Raw genomic sequence first — 24054 nt, forward strand, 5'->3', positions numbered from 1 at the left:
GTGAAGCCGGGGGCCGACGTGTGCCGGCGGTGGCGTCAGTCCTGCTGCGACTCGACGCTCTCGACCCTGACCTCCTTCTCGTAGTTCCGCGAGCAGTCGATGTTGTTGTTGGCGCTGGACAGGATCGGAACGTCCAGGACCTCCAGGGTCAGGCAGGACAGGACCTGGGAGTTGTTCTGGAACTTGGGTCCGTCGGCGTGGGAGACGCCGGCGCCGGCGGCCAGCAGTGCGGCGGTGGAGAGCGAGACGGCCGCGGTCCGCTTCAGGTTCATGGGTGCATACCTCCGATGTACGAATGTTCGAAGCCTTTTCACGGGCTTGTTCCGCGTAATACCGGAACTCGTTCGCCCGGTACACGGTAGAGCCTGCCGTGTGCTGATATCCCGTTCCGCTGCGCTGTACGTGTCACGGACCCGGGCGGCCGGCAGTCGCGCGGGCCCGCGCCGTATGGGCCGGACCGGGGAATCGGTTCCTGCCTCGCCCGTGACAACGACAGGACGGGAGTCCGGGTTTCGTCTTCGAAAGAGTGAAGGAAATATCCGCCGACCGGCGGAATGGATTACCGGGGCGCATTCTTCCGTGCGGGCCGCCGGGGGAGGGATCCGCCGGCCGTCCGGCGCCGGACGGCACCGGACGGCACCGGACGGCCGGTCCCCGGATGCCGCCCGGGGTGCCCGACGGGACGCGGGGGCGCCGGAACCGGCTGTTTTTCACCCGAACGAATCCCTTGTGTCGCGACGGCCGGGGATCACCCCTCGACCGGACCCGTGTCACACGAGTGCTCTAGGGTTTCCTCACAGGCCCCCGGCGGGACCGGCCGGGGCAGGGGCGGAGGTTTCGGACATTCATGCGTGACGGTCGGAAGGCAGTAGTGATCGGCGCGGTCGTCACCGCGCTGGTCGGAGCCGCCGGAGTCGGGGCGTACGCCCTGGTCGGCGACGGCGGCCTGGACGCGGTGATCGCCAACGGTCCGGCCGGCGGGGGGAAGGAGACCGGCCCGCCGTCCGCCGAGGAGATCCGGGAGACGGCGCAGAAGTTCCTCGACGCCTGGCAGGCCGGGAAGACCGAGGAGGCCGCCGCGCTCACGGACGACGAGGCCTCCGCCGCCGAGGCGCTCGACGGCTTCCGCGAGAACGCCGGGGTGACCGGGGTGACCTTCGCCCCCGAGCCCGCCTCGGGCACCACCGTCCCCTTCACCGTGACCGCCGAGGTGGAGCACGGCAAGGAGCGCGCCGAGTGGGTCTACGAGTCGGATCTGGCCGTCATGCGGGACACCGGGACCGGTGAGGCGGTCGTCGACTGGGAGCCGTACGTCCTGCACCCCGAGCTCCAGGCGGGCCAGACCCTCGAGACGGGCGAGGCCGACGCCCCGCCCGTCAGGACGGTGGACCGCAACGGCACCGAGCTGACCGCCGAGGCCCACCCCGAGCTGGCCGCGACCCTGGCCGACCTGCGCAAGCGGTTCGGCGACAAGACCGACGGGAAGCCCGGGATCGCGACCCGGATCGTCGGCGCCGACGGCAAGGACGTCAAGACCCTCAAGAAGCTGAGCGAGGGCACCCCGGGCGAGCTGCGCACCACCCTGGACGTGCGGGTGCAGAAGGCCGCCGTCCAGGCCATCGCGGACAGACCCAAGGCGTCGGTCGTCGCGCTGAAGGCCAGCACCGGCGAGATCCTGGCGGTCGCCAACACCCCGGCCGACGGCTTCAACACCGCCTTCCAGGGCTCGCTCGCCCCCGGTTCCACGATGAAGGTGGTGACCGCGTCGATGCTCCTGGAGAAGGGCCTGGCGGCCAGCGACAGGCAGCACCCCTGCCCGAAGGAGTTCAACCACGGCGGCTGGCCGTTCCACAACCTCGACAAGTTCGAGATCAAGGGCGGCACCTTCGCCCAGTCCTTCTCCGCCTCCTGCAACACCGCCTTCATCAGCCAGGCGGGGAAGCTTGCCGACGACGACCTCACCAAGCAGGCCCGCGAGGTCTTCGGCATCGGGCTGACCTGGGAGGTCGGCACGACCACCTTCGACGGCGCGGTGCCCGTCCAGTCCGACGCCCAGATGGCCGCCTCCCTGATCGGCCAGGGCGGTGTCCGGGCGAATCCGCTGATCATGGCCTCGGTGTCGGCGACGGTGAAGAACGGCGTCTTCAAGCAGCCCCACATCGTCTCCCCCGAGGTGGACGGCCGCACCCTGACCAAGGCCCCGCGCACCCTTCCCCCGGCGGTCTCCCAGGAGCTGCGCTCCCTGATGCGGCTGACGGCCACCAGCGGCACGGCCGCCGAGGCGATGGCCGGCACGAACGGCGACATCGGAGCCAAGACGGGCTCGGCGGAGGTGGACGGCCAGGAGAAGCCCAACGCCTGGTTCACCGCCTACCGCAACGACATGGCCGCGGCGGCGGTCATCCCGGCCGCCGGCCACGGCGGCACGAACGCCGGCCCGGTCGTCCGCCAGGTCCTCAACTCCCTGAACTGACCGGCCCGGTCCCGTTCCGGCCGCCTGCCCCGCCCGAACGGCCCGCGCGAAACCGCCTCGCGCGGGCCGTTCCCGTCCGGTGGGCGTCACCCGCGCGGAACGGCCCGCCACCGCTGCCGTCTCCGCCGCGCGTCCGTGCTTCTCCGCCGCCCCGCGGTTCCGGGCCCGGTGGACACCGAGGCCCGGGCCTTCCGCCCCCGGCACCCGTACGGCCGGGGTGATCGGCCGCGAGGAGCCCTGCCCCGCAGCGTGACGCCGCGTTCCGGGACTGGCGTTGACGTCGGCGTCAGGGTCTAGCGTCGGGGCATGCGGATCGGGGAGCTGGCGAGACGCGCGGGTACCACCACCCGCGCCCTGCGGTACTACGAGTCGCTGGGGCTGCTGCGGGCACACCGTACGGCCAACGGCTACCGCGACTACGGCGAGGAGGATCTGCGGCTGCTGCGGCAGATCCGCACACTGCAGGACTTCGGCTTCGAACTGGAGGAGACCCGCCCGTTCGTGGAGTGCCTGCGGGCCGGACATCCGGCGGGGGACGCGTGCCCCGCGTCCCTGGAGGTGTACCGCCGCAAGCTGGCCGAGCTGGATGACTGCATCGACCGGCTGCGGACCGTACGGCGGGAGATCGCCGCCCAGCTGTCCCGCGCCGAGACGGTGGCGGGAAGGGCGGACGGACCGGTGGACGGACCGGTGGGGGGAGCTTCCGCACCGGAGCCGCGGTGTTTGCTGTCGCCGTGTGAGCCTCCCGGACCGCACGGACCCGCGACGGACGGGCCGCCGGACGCGGCCCGGGAGAGGAGAACGGGAACATGGCGCTGACACAGGAGCTGACGGCGGTCACCGATGCGACGTTCGCCGGGGAGGTGCTGGCGGCCGAGGGACCGGTGCTGGTGCAGTTCACCGCCCGGTGGTGCGGATCCTGCCGGATGATCGCCCCGGTGCTGGCCGAGGTGGCCCGTGAGGAGGCCGGTCGGCTGAAGGTGGTCCAACTGGACGTGGACGCGAATCCGGAGACCGCGGTGGCGTACGGAGTGCTGTCCGTACCCACCCTGCTGGTCCTCCGCGCCGGTGAGCCGGTGCGGTCCCTGGTCGGGGCGCGTACGAAGCGGCGGCTGCGCCAGGAACTCGCCGAGGTGCTGTGACGGCACCGCCCGGCACGCGGTGCCGCCGCGGCCGTCAGGGGCGGGGCGGCACCGCGCAGGCGGGCGTCGAGCCGGGCATGCGGTACCGGTTGGCGGCCACCCAGCGGTAGCCGAGCCGGGCGCAGCCGCGGATGCCGGGGAGGGCGAGGAACCTCCCCGCCGCGCGGTACCGCCGCTTCGGCGAGGACCGCAGGTACGCGGCGACCGCCCCGGCGCCGCCCGCCGCCGCCCGTCCGCCGTCGAGGAGCAGTACCTCGCGTTCCAGCCGCGCCAGATGGGGCCGGGTGATCCGCTCGGGCAGCGACTGCCAGGGCGCGGCGGGAACGGTGGGCGCGGCCCGGGCGACGAGGAGGGCGACGGATTTCTGGCAGAAGCCGCAGTCCCCGTCGAACGCCAGCACGGTGGACGGGAGTTCACGAGTCCCCACGGGGCACCTCCGGTACCGGGACGGCGGGGCCGCGGAAGCGGTCCCGGCAAACCAGGCTACGGCGCCCGCGAGCCCCGGAATGGCCGGAAACGATCCTTATCCGTCCAGGCCCTTCCCAGAAAGCGCTCTCCAGGGGACGATTCGGGAAAGGGGCCGACCGCTTGAGGCCACAGTCCGTGAACTGTCGGTGACCAGGACCTCCCAGAAGCCGTCGCAGAGCGATACGGTACGGCCCCGAAACGTAAGACCGAAGCCGCAAGAGAAGGCGGCGTTCGGAAGGAGGGGGGACCGTCCCGTGCCCACTGACTACGCGTGCCAGGCAGCGGCCGAGCAGGCCGCACACGGCATCGCGCCCATAAGGGCGCTCCTGGTGCCCGCCCAGCGCTCCGGCCCGCCGCAGCAGGAGGAGGTGTCGGTCGTGATCCGGTCCTTCATGGGACCGCAGCAGACCAGCCGCTCCTCCGCCCGCCGGGAGGAGGGCCCGCCGCCCGTCGAGCCCGTCGGGGCGCCCGTCGGCGCGGCCGTGCTGCTGAGTTTCCTCGACGGGCTGCGTGCCGACCTGAGCGGTGCGCTGGTCGACTGGTACTCGGCGATCCCGACCCAGCTGCCGCAGACGCTCGGCGTACCTGGTGCCGACTCGTCCGGACCGCCCGCCCGCATCCCCAACGGCTGGCAGTCGCTCGCCGACCTGCAGAGCAACGCCCAGGACGTGCTGACGGTCCTGGCCGGCCGCCCGCGCGGCGGTCAGCAGGTGGGCCCCGCGGAGCTGAGCTGGCGCCTGGCGCTGCTGGAGGACCTGTTCTCCGGGGCGCTGCGCCGGATGGGCATTCCGGACGACACCGCGACGGACTCCGCCGCCGAGCTCGTCGGCGCCACCGGCTCGCTGTTCGGCCTCAACCGGCCCACTCCGCGCTCGGCGCCCGCCCCGCAGCAGGCGTACTGAGCCGGGCGTACTGAGCCGCAGGGGCCGGGAGGGCTCCCCGCCGTCGGCCGGAGGCGCGAGCGGACCCGCCGTGAGCGCTTCCGTCCGCCCCGCGGCCACGGCCCCGCCGCCGGGCGGGGCCCGGCCGGCGGACGGACCCCGCCGGCCGCGGCACTAGGCTGAGGAGGAACCAGCCCACCAAGACAGACCGGCCCGGCACGGGCCGGGCAGCGGGAGCCCCATGGCCACGAACCTCGTCAATCTGGAAGCCGTCGGCAAGGTGTACGGCACCCGTACGCTGCTCGACGGCATCTCCCTGGGAGTCGGCGAGGGAGACCGGATCGGCGTCGTCGGGCGCAACGGCGACGGCAAGACCACCCTCGTCCGCATCCTGTCCCGGCTGGAACCGGCCGACACCGGACGGGTCACCCACGTCGGCGGGCTGCGGCTGGGCGTGCTCACCCAGCACGACTCGCTCGACCCGGCCGCCACCGTCCGGCACGAGGTCATCGGCGACCTGGCCGACCACGAGTGGGCCGGGCACGCCCGCATCCGGGACATCCTCACCGGGCTGTTCGGCGGGCTGGACCTGCCCGGCTTCCCGCAGGGCCTGGACACCGTCATCGGCCCGCTCTCCGGCGGCGAGCGGCGGCGTATCGCGCTGGCGAAGCTGCTCATCGCCGAGCAGGACCTGATCGTCCTGGACGAGCCCACCAACCACCTCGACGTCGAGGGCATCTCCTGGCTGGCCGGACATCTGCGCGCCCGCCGCTCGGCGCTGGTGTGCGTCACCCACGACCGCTGGTTCCTGGACCAGGTCTGCACCCGGATGTGGGACGTGCAGCGCGCCGCCGTGCACGAGTACGAGGGCGGCTACAGCGACTACGTCTTCGCCCGCGCCGAGCGCGAGCGCATCGCCGCCACCGAGGAGGCCAAGCGGCGGAACCTGGTCCGCAAGGAGCTGGCCTGGCTGCGGCGCGGCGCCCCGGCCCGCACCAGCAAGCCCCGCTTCCGCGTCGAGGCGGCCAACGAGCTGATCGCCGACGTGCCGCCGCCGCGGGATGCCGCGGAGCTGATGCGGTTCGCGAACTCGCGGCTCGGGAAGACCGTCTTCGACCTGGAGGACGTCACCGTCCAGGCCGGGCCCAAGGTGCTGCTCAAGCACCTCACCTGGCAGCTCGGCCCGGGCGACCGGACGGCCCTGGTCGGTGTCAACGGCGCGGGCAAGACCTCCCTGCTGCGCGCCCTGGCGGACGCGGCGTACAGCGGCGGCGAGGAGCAGCCGGCCGGCGGCCGGATCCGGGTGGGCCGGACGGTGAAGCTGGCGTACCTGTCGCAGGAGGTCGCCGAACTCGATCCCGCCTGCCGTGTGCTGGAGGCCGTGGAGCGGGTCCGGGCCCGCGTCGATCTGGGCGGGGGCCGGGAGATGACCGCCTCGCAGCTGTGCGAGCGCTTCGGCTTCGGCAAGGAGAAGCAGTGGACGCCGGTCGGCGACCTCTCCGGCGGCGAGCGGCGGCGGCTGCAGATCCTGCGGCTGCTGATGGACGAGCCGAACGTGCTGTTCCTGGACGAGCCGACCAACGACCTGGACATCGAGACCCTGACCCAGCTCGAGGACCTGCTCGACGGCTGGCCCGGCTCACTGGTCGTCATCTCCCACGACCGCTACTTCGTCGAGCGGACCACGGACCGGGTGTACGCGCTCCTCGGCGACGGCACGCTGCGGATGCTGCCGCGCGGCATCGACGAGTACCTGGAGCGCCGTGAACGGCAGCGGCAGACGGGCCCTCCCGCACGCACCGCCCCGGCCGCCCCGGCACCGGGCCGGGCCGCTCCCGCCGTTTCCCCTTCCACCGGCTCCGCCGATTCCGCCGCCCCTGCCGCCGCCAAGCCCGCGGCGCTCTCCCGGGCCGCCCGGAAGGAACTGCAGCGCATCGAGCGCAGGCTGGAGCGGATCGAGGAGCGGCAGACCGCGCTCCACGCCGAAATGGCCGCGCACGCCACCGACTTCGAGAAGGTCGCCGCCCTGGACACCGAGCTGCGGGAACTGACCGGGGAGCGGGACGAGTTGGAGACGCGCTGGCTGGAACTGGCCGAGGAGGACTGACGGCGGCGCGGATTCCGCGGCTCGGCGTCCAGGGCGGCGCCGGCGGAGGACCGGGGCCGCCGGAGTCCCGGGTAACGGCGGGATCGCGGGCGGGTCTCACCTGATGGACCGGAAGGGAACCGACGACCTTTCCGGATGTGTCCGGTGGTAGAAAGAGCTTCGCTCCACTGTCGGTGCCCATACGTCAAGAGACGTCGGAAAGCTTCGGAAAACGTCGGAAAAACGTCGAGAAGTGGCGGGCCAGTGTCCGATTCGCTCTGCCCAACGGGGGGCTGAGGGGCTGGGCAGCCGGTCCGCGCGTGAAGAGGAAAACCATGTCGCAGCCGCCTCCGCCACCCAGCCAGCCGCCGTCCGACGGCTCCGACGCGCCCCGGCAGCCGGACGGGCCGCCGCGGGAGCCCGGGAGTCCGTCCCAGAACCCGCCGGAGCAGCAGGCACAGTCGCCGGAACGGCCGGAGCCGTCCGGACAGCAGTCGCCGGACGCTCCGGCCCCGGCCCCGGACGCGTCCGGGGACCGGCTGGCCAAGTCCCCGGCACAGCCCGGCCAGCCCGGCCGGCCCGCCCCGCCCCCGCCGCCCGGCCCGCCGCAGTTCCAGCCGCCGTCGGGCGGCTTCGGCGCGCCGCAGGAACCGCAGACGCCGCAGGCGCCGCAGCCCCCGCCGTCGTACGGCTACCCCCAGCAGCCGCCGCCCGTCCCGCCGTACGGCGGGACGCCGCAGCCGCCGTACGGCCAGCCGCCGTCCTACGGCTACCCCCAGCAGCCCGCCCAGCCCTACGGCCAGCCGCCCGCGTACGGGGCGCCGTACGGGCAGTACCCGCCGCAGCACCCCTCCCAGCAGCCGACGTACCCCATGCCCGCGGGCGGGACGCCGCCGCCCGGCGCGGGCGGCGGCAGCGGCAAGATCCTGGCCGTCGTCGCCTCGGTGGTCGCGGTCCTGCTGATAGCCGGTGCCGGGATCTGGTTCCTCGCCGCCAAGGGCGACGACGAGCCCCAGGCCAAGGGCGGTGACACCAGGGGCGCCAGTGAGGGCACCAGCGAGGGCGGCACGGGCGAGCCCGGGAAGAAGGGCGGGACGAAGCGCGAGCACAAGGACCAGGTCGGGATGGCCTGGCAGATCGACGCGCCGGACATGTCGAAGGCCGAGGACACCATCCACGACGTCCCCGGCACCTGGTTCGTCGGCGACAACATCGTCAAGGCGTCGACCGACTCCGTCACCGCCTACAACATGGACAGCGGTGAGGAGGCCTGGTCCATCGACATGGCCCGCGGGTCCAGGTGCACGGCCGCCCAGCAGGTGTCGGACAACAGGACCGCGGTGCAGTGGGGCCGCAAGTGCGAGAAGATCATGGCGATCGACCTCGCCGCGGGCAAGGAGCTGTGGCGCGAGGACTTCCCCACCAAGGACCGCGGCGCGAGCGAGTACAGCTACACCGAGATGGCGATCAGCGGCAACACGGTCGCCGTGGCGTGGATCGGCAACGCGGTCGGCTACGACCTGACCAGCGGAAAGAACCTGTGGTCGACGAAGCAGGGCGAGAGGTGCCAGGACCGCGGCTACGTCGGCGGCAGCCAGCTCGTCGCGCAGATCGAGTGCGGGTTCGGTGAGACCCAGGCGCTCCAGTCCGTCAAGCCCGACGGGGCCAAGGGCTGGGAGTGGAAGGCCCCCGCGGGGGTCGACATCAAGCGGATCTTCTCCGTGGACCCCGTGGTGATCGGCGTCCAGGCCGGTGGTGAGTACGACCTCACCGACCTCATGATCCTCAGCAGCTCCGGAAAGCTCCAGGCGAAGATCAGCCTCCCCAAGGAGCGCTACTGGTTCGCCTGTGGGGGCATCGCGCTGGCCGACTGCCACAACGTCGTCGTGGACAAGGCGAACAACTCGGTCTACCTGCAGACCTACCGGCACCAGGGCGAGACCGGCAGCGTCAGCGAGATCGCCGCGTTCGACCTGGCCACCGGCAAGTCGAAGTGGCTCTCCAAGCCGACGGAGGAGACCCAGGTCGCCCCGCTGGCCATGGAGGACGGCAAGCTGCTCGGCTACGAGCAGCCGTCGTACGAGAGGGCGGGACTGATCACCTCCATCGACCCCGGGACGGGGAAGGCGACTCCGTACGTGCGGATGCCGGCGGCCTCCCGGGACCTGGAGCGCGGCATGAACAGCATCGGCAACGGCCGCCCGTACTGGCACGACGGCCGCTTCTTCCTGGTGGTGCACCGCTTCTACAAGGACGCGAGCCTCAACAAGGGGAGCATCCTGGCGTACAACTGACGCCTCGTACGGCGGGCGGGCCCCGCGCTCCCCGGGGGAGCACGGGGCCCGCCCGGCTGTCCGGGTGCCGGGCGGCACCGGCGGCGGCGCCGGGGGAGCGCGGTGGTAGAAAGAGCGACGCCCCGACACCGTTGTTGCAGACATCAAGACACCGGGACGCCGTGGGCCGGGTCGGCCATCCCGGTCCGCGGCCGAAGAGGGAACCCATGTCACAGCCGCCTCCACCGCCCGGCCGGCCGCCGGCGGGAGGATTCGGGCCGCCGCAGGAACCGCCGCGGCCGCCGGCGTACGGCCCCCCGCGGTGGCCCGGCCCGTACGGGCCGCCGCCCGCGTACGGGAATGCCGACCAGCACCCCGCGCACCCCGCGCACCCCGCGCCCGGCGGCACGCCGCCACCGGACGGGAGCGGGAGCAGGGGCGGGGGCGGACGGAAGAGGACGCCGGCCGTCGTCGCCTCGGTGGTCGCGCTCCTGCTCGCCGTCGGCGCCGGGGCGTGGTTCCTGGGCGGGGACGACGGCGGCACGGCGGCCGGAGCGGACGGCCGGAACGCGGCGAACGCGGCGAACCCGGAGAACCCGGAGAACCCGGAGAAGGAGCACGACGGCCGGTTCGAGACGCTCTGGAAGAAGGCCGCGCCGGACACCTCGGACCTCGCCGACCAGGGCGGTTACGCCTACGGCACCTGGTTCGCCGACGGGAGGCTCGTCCGCGCGCTGTTCGACTCGGTCGTCGCGTACGACCTCGCCACCGGCCGGACGAAGTGGCTCTCCGAGCCCACCCGCACGGGCCAGACCACCCCGCTGGCCCTGTGGGACGGCAGGCTGCTGGGCTACGAGCTGCCGACCCCCGACGAGGCGGGACGCCTCACCTCCATCGACCCGGGGACCGGCAGGGCCACCCGGTACGCGGAACTGCCGGACGGTGACTGGAAGGCGGAGTTCGCGATGCAGTCGAGCCAGAGCCGCCCCTACTGGCACGACGGCAGGCTCTTCCTGGTGGCGGGTGACTTCTTCACCGGCGAGCACCCCGGCCGGGGCGGTCTGCTGGCCTACGGCTGACCCGGCCGGCGGCCGGGACCCGGCCCGGCCCCGCGACGTGAGCGGACCCGCACGCCCCGTACGGGCGCGCGGTCCCGCTCACGCGGTTCTCGCCGGAAGGGGCGCGCGGCGCGGGGCGAGCGTGTAGCTTCCGTGGGCATGGCGCGGCCGGGCGGAACGGGCTGGACCGGGGCACAGGCACAGGACGACAGGGGTGTGGATGACCGTGCGGCTCATGGTGGTCGACGACCACCGTCTGCACGCCGAGGCGCTCGCCTCGGCGCTGAAGTTGCGCGGGCACCGGGTGCTCGCCGCCGCCGCGCCGGCCGCGGGGGCGGCCGAGCTGGTGATCAGCAGGGCACCGGAGGTGTGCCTGTGGGGGACGGCGTCCCCCGCTGAGCCGGGGGCGTTCGACCCGGTGGCGCGGATCAAGCGCGAGCGCCCGCAGACCGCGGTCGTGGTGCTGGGCCCGGTGCCCAGCCCGCGGGGCATCGCGGCGGCGTTCGCGGCGGGGGCGTCCGGCTACATACGGCACGACGAGCGGATCGAGGGCGTCGAGCGCGGCATGGTCCGGGCCCGTGCCGGGGAGACGGCCGCGGCGCCGCAACTGCTGCAGGACGCCTTCGCGGAACTGCTCAACCCCAGGGCAGAGCCGGACGACGAAGGGGTCCGGCTGCTCCAGATGCTCACCCCGCGGGAGATCGAGGTGCTGGTGCGGGTGGCCGAGGGCGAGGACACCCGGCTGATCGCCCGGGGCATGGGCATCGCGCCCAGCACGGCCCGTACCCATGTGCAGCGGGTGCTGATGAAACTCGGGGTCGGCTCACGGCTGGAGGCGGCGGCGCTCGCGGCCCGGACCGGACTGCTGGACCGGGTGACCGTACCCGGCTCCGGCACCGTCCCGGGTGCCGGGCGGGAGCCGGGAGCGGACACGGGAACGGGGGCGGGCTGAGCGTCGCCGCCCGGCCCGCCCCCGTCCGTACCGTCCGTCCGGTCACTCCCCGGCGGGCGGCCGGTTCCCCTCGGCGGCCGGTCCCGCTGTGTCCCCGCCGGCCCCGCCGCCCCCGCCGGCCTCCCGCGCGGTGGGCGGCGGAACGGCGGGGCTCAGCCGCAGCCACAGCAGGAAGAACAGTCCCAGCGCGAGCATGGCCAGTCCGGTCCACAGGTTGATGTTGATGTTCTGGGCCTTAGCCAGATCCGCGTCGGAGACGAAGACCCCGGCGAGGGTGACCATGACCCCGTAGATCAAGAAGAGGACGCCGATGACCCGGCGGATGTCGAAGAGCCGGGCCGCGCTGGCCGAGCGTTCCTCCATCCGCAGGTCCTCCTGCTGCCAGTCGGCGGCGCCGCCGGGGCCGTTCGGGGTCGGGTCGTTCCTGCCGTTCGTCACGGAAGATCACATCCTTCGCTGTGCGGTGCGCGGAGCACTCGGGGCGCTCAGAAGGAGACTCAGAAAGAGAAGGGGACGTAGCACAGGGCGGCCAGGATGATCGCACCCCAGCCCAGCAGCGCGGGCCTGCGGTACCAGGCCTCGTCGCCGGCGGCCGGGGGCTCGGCCAGGCCGGGGGCCCGGGTGCCGTACACCAGGCCGGCCAGTCGTTCCACGGGTTTGGGCGCGGTGAACAGGCTGACCGTGACGGAGACGACGGCGCCCACCACGAAGGCGATGATGGCGGAGACGAAGTTGGCGCCCTGGTCGGTGGGGATGTCGACGAGCCCGCCCTGGTAGAACCAGAAGTAGTTGATCATCGCCGCGACCGTGCCCGACAGCAGGCCCCAGAAACCGGCGGCGGCCGTCATGCGCTTCCAGAACATGCCGATGATGAAGACGGTGAACAGCGGCACGTTGAAGAAGGAGAACAGCGTCTGGAGGTAGTTCATGATGTTGCTGAACGTCGCCGCGATGAACGCCGTCCCCATGCCGAGGACCACCCCGATCGCGGTGACGATCCGGGCGACGAGCACGTAGTGCTCGTCCGGGCGGTCCTTCTTCAGGTAGGCCCGCCAGATGTCGTTGGTGAACACCGTGTTGAAGGCCGAGACGTTGGCGGCCATACCGGCCATGAAGGCGGCGAGCAGACCGGTCACCGCGATGCCCAGCACGCCGTTGGGCAGCAGGTCCCGCATGAGCATCGGGATCGCGTCGTTGTACTCCAGGCCGTTGCCCTGGCCGATGTCGGGGGCCACCACCAGCGCGACCAGGCCGGGGATGACGACGAGCGCGGGGATGAAGATCTTGGGGAAGGCGGCGATCAGCGGGGTCCGCTGGGCGGCGGAGAGGTTCTTGGCCGACAGGGCGCGCTGCACCTCGGCGAAGTTGGTCGTCCAGTAGCCGAAGCTGAGGGCGAAGCCGAGACCGAGGACGATGGTGAGCCAGTTGGCGCCGAGCGGGTTGTCCGAGCCGATGCCGGTGCCGCCCCAGGCGGAGACGAAGTTGTCGCCCTGGGAGGCGGTGAGGGAGTCGCGCAGTCCGCTCCAGCCGCCCACCCGGGTCAGGGCGAGGACGGTCAGCGGGATCAGGCCGGCCAGGATCACGAAGAACTGCACGACCTCGTTGTAGATGGCCGAGGACAGGCCGCCCAGGGTGATGTAGAGCAGCACGAACACGCCCGCGACGACGATCGACACCCACTGCGGCCAGCCCAGCAGCGCCTCCAGCACGATGGCCAGCGCGTAGAGGTTGACGCCCGCGATCAGCACGGAGGCGGCCGAGAAGAGGATGCCGCTCAGCAGGTGCGAGGACGGCCCGAAGCGGTGCAGCAGGAACTCCGGGACCGAACGCACCCGTGACCCGTAGTAGAAGGGCATCATCACCAGGCCGAGGAAGACCATCGCCGGAATGGCGCCCACCCAGTACCAGTGCACGGTGTACATGCCGTACTGGGCGCCGTTGGCGGCCATGCCCAGGATCTCCAGGGCACCGAGGTTGGCCGCGATGAAGGCCAGACCGGTGACCCAGGCGGGCAGCGAGCGGCCGGAGAGGAAGAAGTCAAGACTTGTCTTGATACTGCGCCGGGCCGCGAACCCGACTCCCAGGACGACGAGGAAGTAAACGCCGAGGATCGCGTAGTCCAGGGCGTTCGTCGGGAGCCGGAGATCCTGAGCCAACTGTGGCATGGGCGCTCGCCTCCATGGCGTGACGGGGCCGGTGAGGGACGGCCCCTTGACGTTGATGTTCAGTCATGGTTCTTTGTGTTTGATTGTGTTCGGGTCGCAGTATAGGAGTCCCGGTGTGAAGAAGACCTCGATCCGCCTCGCCGACGGCCGTGAGCTCGTGTACTACGACTCCCACGGAGCCACCGGGCGCGAGGCGGTGGACCGGCGTCCCATCGAGGCCGTCGCCACCTCCTCGGAGATCCGCCACGACCCGCTGCTCGACGAGTGGGTGGCCGTCACCGCGCACCGCCAGTCACGTACGTACCACCCGCCACAGGATGAGTGCCCACTCTGCCCGTCCAGGAACGGCCGTCTGACGGAGATTCCGGCGGACGACTACGAGGTGGCCGTCTTCGAGAACCGCTTCCCCTCCCTGGCGGGCCCGCCGGGCCCCGGGCGGGCGGCCGACCCCGGCGGCCTCCTGGTGCGCGCCCCGGGCGCCGGGCGGTGCGAGGTGGTGTGCTTCACCGCCGACCACGACGCCTCCTTCGCCGACCTGGACGAGGAGCGCGCCGCCCTGGTCCTGGCCGCCTGGACGGACCGCACCGCCGAACTGTCCGCGCTGCCCGGCGTCCGGCAGGTGTACTGCTTCGAGAACCGCGGCCGGGAGATCGGCGTCACCCTCGGCCATCCGCACGGCCAGATCTACGCCTATCCCTTCACCACCCCGCACACCGGGCGGACGCTGCGCTCGGCCGCCGCCCACCGGGAGCGCACCGGCGGCAACCTCTTCGACGACGTCGTCGCCGCCGAGCGCTCCGACGGGCGGCGCACGGTGCTGGAGACCGCGCACTGGACGGCCTTCGTGCCGCACGCCGCGCGCTGGCCGTACGAGGTGCACCTGTACCCCGTGCGGCGGGTGCCGGACCTGACGGAGCTGGACGACGCCGCCCGCGCCGAGTTCCCCGGCGTCTACCTGGAGCTGCTGCGGCGCTTCGACCGGGTCTTCGGGCCGGACGAGCCGCCCACCCCGTACATCTCCGGCTGGCACCAGGCACCCACCGCCCCCGACGGGCAGGGGCCTTCGGACACCGTCCCGCAGGGACCTTCGGACACCGCCCCGGAGGGGCCTTCGGACTGGGCCGACCGGGCGGACTTCGCGCTGCACCTGGAGCTTTTCACCATCCGCCGCACGTCCGGAAAGCTGAAGTACCTGGCGGGCTCGGAGTCCGGCATGGGGGTTTTCGTCAACGACGTGCCGCCGGAGCGGGCGGCCGAACGACTGCGAGAGGTGGCGAGCCGGTGAGCGGCACATACCTGGTGACGGGCGGCGCGGGATACGTCGGGAGCGTCGTGGCGGCGCACCTGCTGGAGGCGGGACACCGGGTGACCGTCCTGGACGACCTGTCCACCGGCTTCCGGGAAGGGGTGCCCGAGGGCGCGGAGTTCGTCGAGGGCCGGATCCAGGACGCGGACAGGTGGCTCGACCGCTCCTACGACGCGGTGCTGCACTTCGCGGCCAGCTCCCAGGTCGGCGAGTCCGTCGTCCACCCCGAGAAGTACTGGCACAACAACGTCGGCGGCACCCTGGCGCTGCTGGACGCGATGCGCGCCGCACACGTGCGCACCCTGGTGTTCTCCTCCACGGCCGCCGTCTACGGCGAGCCCGCACAGGTGCCGATCCGCGAGGACTCCCCCACCGCCCCGACGAACCCCTACGGTGCCGCCAAGCTGGCCGTCGACCACATGATCGCGGGCGAGTGCGCGGCCCACGGCCTGGCCGCCGTCTCGCTGCGCTACTTCAACGTGGCGGGCGCGCACCGCGGCGGGCGCGGCGTGCTGGGCGAGCGGCACGACCCCGAGTCGCACCTCATCCCGCTGGTGCTCCAGGTGGCCCTGGGCGAGCGGGGGAGCGTCTCGGTCTACGGCGACGACTACCCCACGCCCGACGGCACCTGCGTGCGCGACTACATCCACGTCGCCGATCTGGCCGAGGCCCACCTGCTGGCCCTGGACGCGGCCCGGCCCGGCGAGCATCTGGTGTGCAACCTCGGCAACGGCAGCGGCTTCTCCGTCCGCGAGGTGATCCGCACCGTCCGCGAGGTCACCGGCCACCCCGTCCCCGAGACGCCGGCGCCGCGCCGCGCCGGCGACCCGGCGGTCCTGGTGGCCGCGGCGGACCGGGCCCGGGAACTGCTGGGCTGGCGGCCGTCCCGCACCGAACTGCGGGACATCGTCGCCGACGCCTGGGCCTTCGCCCGGGGCAGGGTCCTGGATCCGGCGGGGGACACGGCGGGGCACACGGCGCGGGACACGGCGGACGGGGGGAGCGCCGGATGAGCGGCGGACCGGAGACGGACCCGGACCGGTACCCGGCGGCCGTGCGGCGCGCGGCCGACGGCTTCCGCGCGGTCCACGGCGGCGACCCGGAGGGGGTGTGGGCCGCACCGGGCCGGGCCAACCTGATCGGTGAGCACACCGACTACAACGACGGCTCCGTGATGCCGTTCGCCCTGCCGCACACCACCGTCGTCGCGGCGGCCCGCCGTGACGACGGCGTGCTGCGCCTGCACTCGGCCGACACCTCCGGCGGGACGGTGCGGCTGGCGCCGGGCGAGCTCGCCCCCGGCACCGGCGGCTGGGCCGCGTACCCGGCCGGTGTGGTGTGGGCGCTGCGCGAGGCGGGCCTGCTGCCCGGCACCGGAGAGGGCGGCGGGGCCGGCGGGGACGGCGGTGCCGGTGCGGACCTGTACGTCACCAGCGACGTGCCCACCGGCGCGGGCCTGTCCTCCTCGGCCGCCCTGGAGGTCGCCACGGCCCTGGCGCTGAACGACCTGTACGGCCTGGGCCTGCCCGCCGAGCGGATCGCCGCGCTGTGCCGGCGGGCCGAGAACGACTACGTCGGCGTCCCCTGCGGGATCATGGACCAGATGGCGTCGGCCTGCTGCACCGCCGGCCACGTCCTCCACCTGGACACCCGGGACCTGTCGCACCGGCAGGTCCCGTTCGACCTCCCGGCGGCGGGGCTGCGGCTGCTGGTGGTGGACACCCGGGTCAAGCACGCGCTGGCCGACGGCGAGTACGCCCGCCGCCGGGCGGGCTGCGAGACGGCCGCGCGGGCCCTGGGGGTGCGGGCGCTGCGCGACGTGCCGCCCGGCGAGCTGGCGGCGGCGCTGGCCGCCCTGCCCGATCCGGCCCTGCGGCCCCTGGTGCGCCATGTGGTCACCGAGGACGAACGGGTGCGGGAGGCCGCCGCCCTGCTGGACACGGGCGCGATCCGGGCCGTCGGCCCGGTGCTGACGGCCGGACACGCCTCGCTGCGCGACGACTACGCCGTCTCCTGTCCGGAACTGGACCTGGTGGTGGAGACGGCGAACGCGGCGGGCGCGCTGGGCGCCCGGATGACCGGCGGCGGCTTCGGCGGCTCGGCGGTCGTCCTGGTGGAGGCGGCCGGGGCGGAGGAGATCGGACGGGCCGTCACCGACGCCTTCGCCGCGGCCGGTCACCGGGCCCCGCGGCTGTTCGGGGCGGTGCCCTCGGCGGGGGCCCGCCGGCTGGACGGGTGATGACCCCGCGGTCCGCCGGCCCCGCGGGGCCCGTCCCGGACGGTGCGGCGGACGGGGCGGCGGACGGTGCGGTGATCACGGCGGGGCGGAAACGATCGCATCGGATGTCCGGATGAACACCAGTGGCGCCCGTGGGACCGGCCGGAGCCGCGGCGGCGGCCGGTTTTCCACAACCCCCTTCTCCCGTCGCGCCCCGGCCGTACGCTGAGGGACGGCGTCGGTGGGGGCCGATGCCGCTTCAGGGGGCGAGGCGGACCGGATGCGGCGTCCGGCGCGGGGTACCAGCAGAGCATGGCGGCGGCCGTGCGGAGGTGTTGGTTCCGCACCGGGCGCCCTGCCCGGACACGGGCGAGTCCTTGAGGACGTATGGGCGACAGGGGGTGTGTGCGTGCAACGTATCCGGGTGCTCGTGGTGGACGACCACCGCATATTCGCCGAGTCACTCGCCGCCGCGCTCGCGGTGGAGCAGGACGTGGAGGTGGCCGCGGCGGGCAGCAGCCCGGCGGCGCTGCGCGCCGTGGAGCGGGCGGCCGCCGACGGCCGTCGCTTCGACGTCCTGCTGATAGACGCCGATCTGGGCGGGGCCTCCCCGCCGGCGGAGGCACTCCCCGCGGAGCCGGACGCGCCGGCCGCGATCGGCGGGATCCCCCTGGTCTCCCGGCTCCGCACCGCGCACCCCGGGACCCGCACCGTCGTGCTCGCCGAGCGCGACGACCCGTGCCGCGCGGCGGCCGCCCTCCAGGCGGGGGCGTCGGGCTGGGTCGCCAAGGACAGCTCGCTCTCCCGGCTGCTCCAGGTGGTTCGGGGCGTACTGCGCGGCGAGACGCACCTGCCGCCCGCGCTGCTGACCGGAGTGCTGCGCGAGCTGACCGCGGCCCGCCGCAACCGCACCGAGAGCGAGCGGCTGGTCGAGTCGCTGACCCCGCGCGAGCACGAGGTGCTGCGCTGCATGGTGGCCGGGCTGGGCCGCAAGGCCGTCGCCGAACGGCTCTACCTGTCCCCGCACACGGTCCGCACCCATATGCAGAACGTCCTGGGCAAGCTGGGGGTGCACTCCACCCTGGCCGCGGTCGCGCTGGCCCGGCGGGCGGGGGTCGGCCCGGTGGATCTGGAGCACGCCCCGACCTGAGCCCGGCACCCGGGGCCCGGCCCGCGCGTGATCCGGGCTTCGGGCGCCGTCAGCCGGGGACGTTGTCGAACGGGGCGGTCAGGCAGCGCAGCAGCCCGGCGAGCTCCCCGCGCTGGGCCGCCGTCAGCTCGGCCAGGATGGCCCGCTCGTGCGCCAGCAGCCCGGCCAGTGCCCGGTCCGCCCGGTCGCGTCCGGCGTCCGTCAGCCGGACCAGGACGCCGCGCCGGTCGCTGGGGTCGGGCAGCCGCTCCACCAGGCCCTTCTTCGCCAGCCGGTCGATGCGGTTGGTCATGGTCCCGGAGGTGACCAGGGTCTGGGTCAGCAACTGGCCGGGGGAGAGCTGGTACGGGGCGCCGGCGCGGCGCAGTGCGGTCAGCACGTCGAACTCCCAGGGCTCCAGCCCGTGCTCGGCGAACGCGACGCGGCGCGCCCGGTCGAGATGGCGCGCCAGCCTGCTGACCCGGCTGAGCACCTCCAGGGGTTCCACGTCGAGATCGGGGCGCTCGCGGCGCCATGCTGCCACCAGTCGGTCGACCTCGTCCTGCATGTGCCCAGTGTAGTAGTTCTGTCGATATGAAGTCTCTTGGCGTCAAGATAAAGCTCGGGGGAGACTTCCCCCATGGACCGCAAGGACGCCTCCGCCGACCACGCCCCCGGAACCGGCGCTCACGACTGGGACCCGGAACAGTACCGCTACCACGCCGGCCCCCGGCTCCGCCCGCTGTACGACCTGCTGGCCCGCGTCCCCGAGCTGCCCTCGCCGCGGCCCCGCATCGCCGATCTGGGCTGCGGGCCCGGCGGCCCGACGGTGCTGCTCGCGGAGCGCTGGCCGGCCGCGTCGATCACCGGCTACGACCTCTCCGAGGCCATGCTCTCCGAGGCCCGTGCCTACGCCGGTCCCCTCCCCGGCGGCGGGCACCTGGACTTCGTCCACGCCGACCTCGCCGACTGGCGCCCCGGGCACCCGCACGACCTGATCATCTCCAACGCCGCCCTGCACTGGGTTCTCCCTGCCGAAGGCAAGGGACGGGTTCTCCCTGCCGAAGGTGCCGAAGGCAAGGCCGTCGCCGAGCGGCACGCCGAACTCCTCCACCGCTGGGTCGCCGCCCTGAACCCCGGCGGCTTCCTCGCCTTCCAGATCCCCGGCAACTTCACCGCCCCCAGCCACACCCTCCTCGCCGGACTGCGCACCTCCCCGCGCTGGCGCGACCGGCTGGGGGAGGACGGCACCCGCGTCCCCGTGGCCGAGCCGGCCGAGTACGCCGCCCTGCTGGCCGGCCTCGGCTGCGAGACGGACGTGTGGGAGACGACCTACGTGCACGTCCTCACCGGCGAGGACCCGGTACTGGAGTGGACCAGGGGCACGGCCCTGCGCCCGGTGCTCACCGCCCTCGACGGCGACCCCGCCGCCCGGGACGCCTTCCTGACCGAGTACCGCGACCTGCTGCGCGAGGCGTACCCGCCGGGCCCGCACGGCACCCTCTTCCCGTTCCGCCGGATCTTCGCCGTCGCCCGCCGGCCCGGCTGACCACGCGCGGGAGGGCTCAGGGAAGGGCGTCCGCGGAGGCGCGCACGGTGTGCCGCAGCCGGGCGGCGTCCCGGCTGGGCGGCACCCCGAACTGGCGGCGGTACTCCCGGCTGAACTGCGACGGGTTGTCGTAGCCGACGCGCCGACCGACCCCGGTGACATCGCCCGGGCGGGTGGCGAGCAGCAGCCGGGCCTCCTGCAGCCGGATCTGCTTCTGGAACTGGACGGGACTCATCGCGGTGACGGCCTGGAAGTTGCGGTAGAAGGCCGAGACGCTCATACCGGACATGCGGGCCACGTCCTCGACCCGGAAGGCCTGCGCGTAGTGCTCGCGGATCCAGCGCACGGCCCGGGAGACATGGCTGAGGCTGCTGTCGGCGAGGCCGAACTGACGGACCGCCGCACCCTGCTCACCGGTGATCAGCCGCCACAGGATCTCGCGCTTGACCAGCGGGGCCAGCACGGCCCGGTCCCGGGGCTCGTCGAGCAGCCGCAGCAGCCGGACCACCGCGTCGAGCAGCGCGGCCGGGGCGTCGCTGACGGCGATCCCCGACGGGGCGTTCCCACCGGCCCGGGGGGTGTCCCCGGGGCCGGCCCGCAGCAGCAGCTCGGCGACGGCCGACGGCTCCAGGACGAGACCGAAACCCAGTGCCGGCCTTTCGGGATCGGCCCGGGTGAACTCCCCGGTGACCGGTAGGTCCACGGACGCGACCAGGTACTGCCCGGGCCCGTACTCGTACACCCGGTCGCCCAGGGCGAGCCGTTTGGCGCCCTGGGCGATCACTGCCAGCACCGTGCCGGACATCGAGAACGCCGGCGGATCCGACCGGTCGACCTTCGAGATGAGGACGCCGTCGACGGCGGTGGTCCAGTCGGGCCGCGCATGCCGGGCCAGCAGGGTGCGGAGCTCTTCGAGGCACATGCGCCCATTGCAGCACCGCTGTGCGCCGCGGCTCCCGGATTCGGGAGGATCGTGCAGGCGCAAGCGAGTATCTGTCTAACGTTTCCGCAGGTCAGGGCGGTTGGATGGAATCACTCCAGTCCATCACCGCGAAAGCAGGCGCCGATGATCGCCCACCACGGATTCAACGTCACCCTGACCGCCCGGCCCGGAGCGGGCGGCCGGCTGGTCGACCTGCTGCTGACCGCCCTGGCCGAGGGCGGCCCCGCCGCGAGCGAGCACTGCGTCGTCTACCTCGTCTCCCGCTCCGCGTCCGACCCCGACACCGTCCACGTCACCGAGGGCTGGACCAGCGAGGAGGACCACCGGCGGGTCTTCGCGGGCGAGGCCGCCCGGGCCGTCGTGACGCGGGCCGGGGAACTGCTGGCCGGGGAGCCCGAGTACACCGACTACGTGCCGGTCCGCGGCAAGGCCGCCTTCTGACCCGCCGGCCCGGGCCCCGCCGCACCGGCGTCCGCCGGGCGGCCCCTCTTCCCCCGGCCTCCCGGCACCGTCCGGAACCACCCCGCGAAAGGCAGTGACCATGCCCACGAAAAGCCCCGGCCTGGACCCCGAACTGCGCACACTGCTGGCCGACATGCCCCTGATGTCCCGGCTCGATCCGGAAACGCTCGCGCAACTGCGCCAGATCCCCTCGACACCCGTCGAGACCCTCCTCGCACACCGGCGGGTCGACCGGCGCGAGGTCACCGTGCCCGCCGGGGACGGCACCCCGATCCCCCTGTCGGTCCTCGCCCCCGCGAACCCCGGCCGCACCACGGCCGCCCCCTGCGTCTACTGGATGCACGGCGGCGGGATGGTCATGGGCGACCGCTTCTCGCAGCTCGACATCCCGCTGGAGTGGCTCGACGAGTTCGGCGCGGTCGTGGTCTCCGTGGACTACCGGCTCGCACCGGAGGCCACCGGCACCACCCTCGTCGACGACTGTCACCAGGGACTGCTCTGGACCGTCGAGCACGCCGCCGAACTGGGCATCGACCCCGCCCGGATCGTCGTCGCGGGCATCAGCGCGGGCGGCGGCCTCGCCGCCGGTCTCACCCTGCTGGCCCGTGACCTGGGCACTCCGGAGATCGCCGCGCAGCTGCTGATCTGCCCCATGCTCGACCACCGCAACACCAGCACCTCCAGCCGCCAGCACTCCGGCGAACCCGGCGTGTGGACCGGTGAGATGAACGCCTTCGGCTGGCAGGCCGTCCTCGGCGGCCTCGCCGGCGACGAGATACCCGCGTACGTCTCACCCGCGCTGGCGGACGACCTCTCGGGCCTGCCGACGACCTACCTCGACACCGGCTCCGCCGAGGTCTTCCGCGACGAGGGCACCGACTACGCCACCCGCCTCTGGGCGGCCGGCGGCCAGGCCGAGCTGCACGTCTGGGCGGGCGGCTGCCACGGGTTCGACGCGCTGTACCCGCAGGCGCGGATCTCGGCCACGGCCCGCCGCACCCGCACCGACTGGCTCGCCCGAATCCTGCGCCCGCACTCCGCCGCATGACGCCGTCCACCTACCCGCACACCCGCACACCCGACCACCCGACCACTCCCAGGAGGAACCCCATGAAGGTCGCCGTCGTCACGGGCGCCAGCTCCGGCATCGGACAGAGTGCCGCCATCGAGATCGCCAGGCGCGGCACCGGCGTCATCCTGACCTACGGAGGCAACCCGCGAGGAGGGCGGGAGACGGCCGCCGCCATCCGGAAGGCGGGCGGCACGGCCGTCGCGCTGCCCCTGGACCTCGGTGAGACCGGCACCTTCCCGGCCTTCCGGGACGCGGTGGCCGCCGCGCTGCGCGACACCTGGCAGCGCGACACCTTCGACTACCTGGTCAACAACGCCGGTTTCGCGCGGACGTCACTGATCGAGGACACGACCGAGGAGACGTTCGACGGGCTCATGCGGGTCCTGCTCAAGGGGCCGTACTTCCTGACGCAGCGGCTGCTGCCGCTGATGGCGGACGGCGGGGCCGTCGTCAACACCAGCAGCAGCTCGGCGGCGGTGACGACGGGCGTGGAGCCCGGCTACTCCGCCTACGCGTCGGCGAAGGGCGGTCTGGACGTGCTGACCCGCTACATGGCGAAGGAGTTCAGCCCGCGGGGCATCCGCGTCAACGCCGTCTCGCCGGGTTCGACCCGCACCAGGATCGGCGACGACGCCTTCACCCGGTTCCCCGAGGTCGTTCCGGCCCTCGCCGCGAAGACCGCGCTCGGCCGGGTCGGCGAGCCCGGCGACATCGGCGAGATGATCGCCGTACTCGTCTCGGACGAGAGCCGCTGGGTCACCGCCCAGAACATCGTGGTGTCGGGCGGCTACGGCCTCTGACGTGGCCGCCCGCCGACCGCGGCCCGTCGGCCCCGGTGCTGGCAGAGTCGCGTATCAAACCGTCGCGTACTCCCCGCCTCGGCTCGGCTTCCTGTGACTTTCCGTGACTGCCGCATCCCTTGGAGCGGGGAACTCGCGACACTCGAACACGCGGCTCTGCCGGTCTCAGCCCCCGTACGCCACTTCAGCGGAGGCGACCGCCCCGGCCGGTTGCAGTTGGGTCGAGGGCTGGTGCGATGCCGTTGAGCTGCCCGTTTCCAGCCCCGTCGCATCGAACTGTGTATGCGGTTCTCCCGTACAGGGCTCTCCGGCATCCTTCGCCGTCGGCGTTCGGAGAGTCCGCCGGGGCCGGAAGAGCCCGGGCGCGATGACAGCTCCGTTGAAGTTGATCGGCCCATGCCGACTGGCGTCCTGATGCGCCACCCGCATGCGGACGGACAGGGACGGAAGCCCGCTGAACAGCCATTCTCCCCCTTCCGATGACATCCGCACACCGTGCGCCGGCCCGGTTCCGTTTGACATGCATAGCAAGCTATGTATTAATCGACGGCACAGAAGCCACCCGGAGGTCGATCATGACGATGAAGCCCGAAGACCCCGCCGGCCCGCCGGTCCGGCGGCTGCCACGGGAGGAGTCACTGGGATACCAGGTCAACCACCTCGCGCGGCTTCTGGAGCGGGCCCTGCGGCTGCGCATCGAGGAGTACGGAGTCGTTCCCGGGCAGTTCGCCCCGCTGCTCGCGCTGTACGAGCAGGAGGGGTTCACCCAGCGGGAGCTGTGCGAGCGCGTCCAGATCGAGCAGCCGACCATGGCCAACACCCTGCAGAGGATGGAGCGCGACGGACTGATCCACCGCGTTCCCGATCCGCACGACAGACGCCAGGCGAAGGTGCTGCTGAGCGACCGGGCCCGCGAACTCCGTGAGCCCCTGATCGCCGCCGCCCGCGACGTCAACAGCCTTGCGACCCGCGGTCTGGACGCGGCGGAGGTCGCGCAACTGCTGAGCTTGATCGCGCGGTCCATCGAGAATCTGGCATCCGCCGGGCGCTCCTGAACCCAAGACCTGAACCCGGGAA

At 73.2% G+C, this 24054-nt stretch carries 23 protein-coding genes; 17 read left to right on the forward strand and 6 right to left on the reverse strand.

Features of this window, described 5'->3' with window-relative positions; genetic code table 11:
• Nucleotides 1-35 precede the first annotated feature (35 nt).
• Nucleotides 36-272, reverse strand: coding sequence for a hypothetical protein (locus CUT44_RS14865; RefSeq protein ID WP_100201851.1), 237 nt, complete (start codon nt 270-272; stop codon nt 36-38).
• A 575-nt stretch (nt 273-847) separates the two neighbouring features.
• Between CUT44_RS14865 and CUT44_RS14870 the strand changes: the two genes are divergently transcribed.
• The 3 genes from CUT44_RS14870 (at nt 848) to trxA (ending at nt 3615) form a co-directional block, all read left to right on the forward strand.
• A complete protein-coding gene (locus CUT44_RS14870; RefSeq protein ID WP_100201852.1) occupies nt 848-2473 on the forward strand; it encodes a penicillin-binding transpeptidase domain-containing protein in 1626 nt (541 codons plus the stop codon).
• Nucleotides 2474-2779: 306 nt separating this feature from the next.
• A complete protein-coding gene (locus CUT44_RS14875) occupies nt 2780-3292 on the forward strand; it encodes a MerR family transcriptional regulator (RefSeq protein ID WP_100201853.1) in 513 nt (170 codons plus the stop codon).
• Nucleotides 3283-3615 (forward strand): thioredoxin, encoded by a 333-nt coding sequence (gene trxA / locus CUT44_RS14880; protein WP_100201854.1) that lies wholly within the window; start codon nt 3283-3285, stop codon nt 3613-3615. The genes CUT44_RS14875 and trxA overlap by 10 nt, the downstream gene beginning before the upstream one ends.
• Nucleotides 3616-3649: 34 nt before the next feature.
• Here trxA and CUT44_RS14885 read toward each other — a convergent pair whose 3' ends face one another.
• On the reverse strand, nt 3650-4042 hold the full coding sequence (locus CUT44_RS14885; protein ID WP_100201855.1) for a thiol-disulfide oxidoreductase DCC family protein: 393 nt from the start codon (nt 4040-4042) through the stop codon (nt 3650-3652).
• Nucleotides 4043-4337: 295 nt separating this feature from the next.
• On the opposite strand from CUT44_RS14885, the gene CUT44_RS14890 reads away from it, so the two are divergent.
• From CUT44_RS14890 to CUT44_RS14910, 5 genes are all read left to right on the forward strand, one after another.
• Nucleotides 4338-4985 carry a hypothetical protein gene (locus CUT44_RS14890; RefSeq protein ID WP_100201856.1) on the forward strand — a complete coding sequence of 216 codons (648 nt, stop codon included), beginning with the start codon at nt 4338-4340 and terminating at the stop codon, nt 4983-4985.
• Nucleotides 4986-5205: 220 nt separating this feature from the next.
• Nucleotides 5206-7071 (forward strand): ABC-F family ATP-binding cassette domain-containing protein, encoded by a 1866-nt coding sequence (locus CUT44_RS14895; RefSeq protein WP_100201857.1) that lies wholly within the window; start codon nt 5206-5208, stop codon nt 7069-7071.
• Nucleotides 7072-7385: 314 nt separating this feature from the next.
• On the forward strand, nt 7386-9344 hold the full coding sequence (locus CUT44_RS14900) for an outer membrane protein assembly factor BamB family protein (RefSeq protein ID WP_100201858.1): 1959 nt from the start codon (nt 7386-7388) through the stop codon (nt 9342-9344).
• A gap of 458 nt (nt 9345-9802) precedes the next feature.
• Entirely contained in the window at nt 9803-10402 is a 600-nt protein-coding gene (locus CUT44_RS14905) for a hypothetical protein (RefSeq protein WP_100201859.1), read from the forward strand.
• A 199-nt stretch (nt 10403-10601) separates the two neighbouring features.
• The gene (locus CUT44_RS14910) at nt 10602-11333 is read left to right on the forward strand and encodes a response regulator transcription factor (protein WP_233221347.1); all 732 of its coding nucleotides are present in this window, start codon (nt 10602-10604) and stop codon (nt 11331-11333) included.
• 42 nt (nt 11334-11375) lie between these two features.
• Here the strand turns inward: CUT44_RS14910 and CUT44_RS14915 are convergent, their stop codons facing one another.
• Both CUT44_RS14915 and CUT44_RS14920 read right to left on the reverse strand, forming a co-directional pair.
• On the reverse strand, nt 11376-11696 hold the full coding sequence (locus CUT44_RS14915; protein ID WP_233221361.1) for a hypothetical protein: 321 nt from the start codon (nt 11694-11696) through the stop codon (nt 11376-11378).
• 134 nt (nt 11697-11830) lie between these two features.
• Nucleotides 11831-13498 carry a sodium:solute symporter family protein gene (locus CUT44_RS14920; protein ID WP_100201860.1) on the reverse strand — a complete coding sequence of 556 codons (1668 nt, stop codon included), beginning with the start codon at nt 13496-13498 and terminating at the stop codon, nt 11831-11833.
• 115 nt (nt 13499-13613) lie between these two features.
• Between CUT44_RS14920 and galT the strand changes: the two genes are divergently transcribed.
• From galT to CUT44_RS14940, 4 genes are all read left to right on the forward strand, one after another.
• A complete protein-coding gene (gene galT, locus CUT44_RS14925; protein ID WP_100201861.1) occupies nt 13614-14783 on the forward strand; it encodes a galactose-1-phosphate uridylyltransferase in 1170 nt (389 codons plus the stop codon).
• The gene (gene galE / locus CUT44_RS14930) at nt 14780-15817 is read left to right on the forward strand and encodes a UDP-glucose 4-epimerase GalE (RefSeq protein WP_100201862.1); all 1038 of its coding nucleotides are present in this window, start codon (nt 14780-14782) and stop codon (nt 15815-15817) included. The genes galT and galE overlap by 4 nt, the downstream gene beginning before the upstream one ends.
• A complete protein-coding gene (gene galK / locus CUT44_RS14935; protein ID WP_100201863.1) occupies nt 15814-17043 on the forward strand; it encodes a galactokinase in 1230 nt (409 codons plus the stop codon). The genes galE and galK overlap by 4 nt, the downstream gene beginning before the upstream one ends.
• A 388-nt stretch (nt 17044-17431) precedes the next feature.
• Entirely contained in the window at nt 17432-18172 is a 741-nt protein-coding gene (locus CUT44_RS14940; RefSeq protein WP_199185677.1) for a response regulator transcription factor, read from the forward strand.
• 49 nt (nt 18173-18221) lie between these two features.
• On the opposite strand, the gene CUT44_RS14945 is transcribed toward CUT44_RS14940, so the two are convergent.
• Nucleotides 18222-18719: a MarR family winged helix-turn-helix transcriptional regulator gene (locus CUT44_RS14945; protein WP_100201865.1), complete on the reverse strand. Its 498-nt coding sequence runs from the start codon at nt 18717-18719 to the stop codon at nt 18222-18224.
• A 72-nt stretch (nt 18720-18791) separates the two neighbouring features.
• Here CUT44_RS14945 and CUT44_RS14950 point away from each other — a divergent pair, with 72 nt between their 5' ends.
• Nucleotides 18792-19700: a methyltransferase domain-containing protein gene (locus CUT44_RS14950; protein WP_100201866.1), complete on the forward strand. Its 909-nt coding sequence runs from the start codon at nt 18792-18794 to the stop codon at nt 19698-19700.
• A gap of 16 nt (nt 19701-19716) precedes the next feature.
• On the opposite strand, the gene CUT44_RS14955 is transcribed toward CUT44_RS14950, so the two are convergent.
• Nucleotides 19717-20622 carry an AraC family transcriptional regulator gene (locus tag CUT44_RS14955; RefSeq protein ID WP_100201867.1) on the reverse strand — a complete coding sequence of 302 codons (906 nt, stop codon included), beginning with the start codon at nt 20620-20622 and terminating at the stop codon, nt 19717-19719.
• A gap of 144 nt (nt 20623-20766) precedes the next feature.
• Between CUT44_RS14955 and CUT44_RS14960 the strand changes: the two genes are divergently transcribed.
• From CUT44_RS14960 to CUT44_RS14975, 4 genes are all read left to right on the forward strand, one after another.
• Nucleotides 20767-21084, forward strand: coding sequence for a putative quinol monooxygenase (locus CUT44_RS14960; RefSeq protein ID WP_100201868.1), 318 nt, complete (start codon nt 20767-20769; stop codon nt 21082-21084).
• A 100-nt stretch (nt 21085-21184) separates the two neighbouring features.
• Nucleotides 21185-22153, forward strand: a complete 969-nt coding sequence (locus CUT44_RS14965) for an alpha/beta hydrolase (RefSeq protein WP_100201912.1) — start codon at nt 21185-21187, stop codon at nt 22151-22153.
• Complete coding sequence (locus tag CUT44_RS14970; protein ID WP_233221348.1) at nt 22150-22977, forward strand: SDR family NAD(P)-dependent oxidoreductase; 828 nt, start codon at nt 22150-22152, stop codon at nt 22975-22977. Before CUT44_RS14965 ends, CUT44_RS14970 begins: the two co-directional genes overlap by 4 nt.
• A gap of 575 nt (nt 22978-23552) precedes the next feature.
• On the forward strand, nt 23553-24032 hold the full coding sequence (locus CUT44_RS14975; RefSeq protein WP_233221349.1) for a MarR family winged helix-turn-helix transcriptional regulator: 480 nt from the start codon (nt 23553-23555) through the stop codon (nt 24030-24032).
• Nucleotides 24033-24054 lie beyond the last annotated feature (22 nt).

The sequence above is a fragment of the Streptomyces carminius genome (genome assembly GCF_002794255.1).
Taxonomy (GTDB): Bacteria; Actinomycetota; Actinomycetes; order Streptomycetales; family Streptomycetaceae; genus Streptomyces; species Streptomyces carminius.